Origin of the sequence: Pseudoclavibacter sp. VKM Ac-2888, assembly GCF_015351285.1 — a bacterium.
In the GTDB taxonomy this organism is placed as follows: domain Bacteria; phylum Actinomycetota; class Actinomycetes; order Actinomycetales; family Microbacteriaceae; genus Pseudoclavibacter.
Genome location: NZ_JADKSM010000007.1, coordinates 1 through 954, shown reverse-complemented (window position 1 = coordinate 954; position 954 = coordinate 1). Strand labels below are relative to the sequence as shown.

The following is a 954-nucleotide window of genomic DNA, read 5'->3' as shown; positions in this document are numbered from 1 at the left end:
GGGAGAGTAGGTCACCGCCGGACTTCTTCATAAGCCGGGGTTGGTTGTCGAGTGAGCAGAGATGCTCCTCGATGACCAACCCCGGCTTTTTTCATTCGCCACCAACCGCGAAAATACAACGCCGCGCCGAAGCACCCCGATGGCAGCACAGGGCACGTCCCTGAGCTCCGGAGCGCTGTGACGTAGGCTGGGTGGCGACGCAAGCGTCCAAGGTGAGGCGCATTCAGACAAGCACGACAACAATTCGACAGCGCATCCCGAGGAGCTATTCATGGACGCAAACGACAACGAGCGGCGAAACCCGAGCAACGAACGCGGGTCAGGCAACCGCCAGGAACGCAGCGGCCAGGATGGGCGACGGGATGCGAACTCCCGCGGCGGCGACCGCAAGCAGTTCGGCGACCGCAAGCCCTACGCAGGCGGCGGCGACCGCAACCAGGGAGAACGACGCAGCTACAACAACCGTGACGATGCCCAGCGCGGCGAGCGCAAGTCGTACGCGCCCCGTGATGGTGAGCGGAAGTCGTACGCACCCCGTGATGACAACCGCGGTGAGCGAAAGTCGTACGCACCGCGTGATGACAACCGTGGTGAGCGCAAGTCGTACGCACCGCGTGATGACAACCGTGGTGAGCGCAAGTCGTACCCACCGCGTGATGACAACCGTGGTGAGCGAAAGGCGTACCCACCGCGTGACGGCGAGCGGAAGTCCTACGCCCCCCGTGATGACAACCGCGGCGAGCGAAAGTCGTACCCTCCCCGCGACGGCGAGCGGAGGTCCTACGCACCACGCGACGACAGCCGTGGCGAGCGCAAGTCGTACCCTCCTCGTGACGGCGAGCGGAAGTCCTACGCACCGCGTGATGACAGCCGTGGCGAGCGCAAGTCGTACCCTCCTCGTGATGGTGAGCGCAAGTCCTACGCGCCACGTGACGACAACCGTGGTGAGCGGAA

Annotated in this window: 1 pseudogene; it reads left to right on the top strand. The window is 64.6% G+C overall.

Annotation, left to right across the window (positions count from 1 at the left end):
* Positions 1 to 271: 271 nt before the first annotated feature.
* Positions 272 to 954: pseudogene (locus tag ITJ61_RS19640) on the top strand (primosomal protein); the annotation flags it as partial.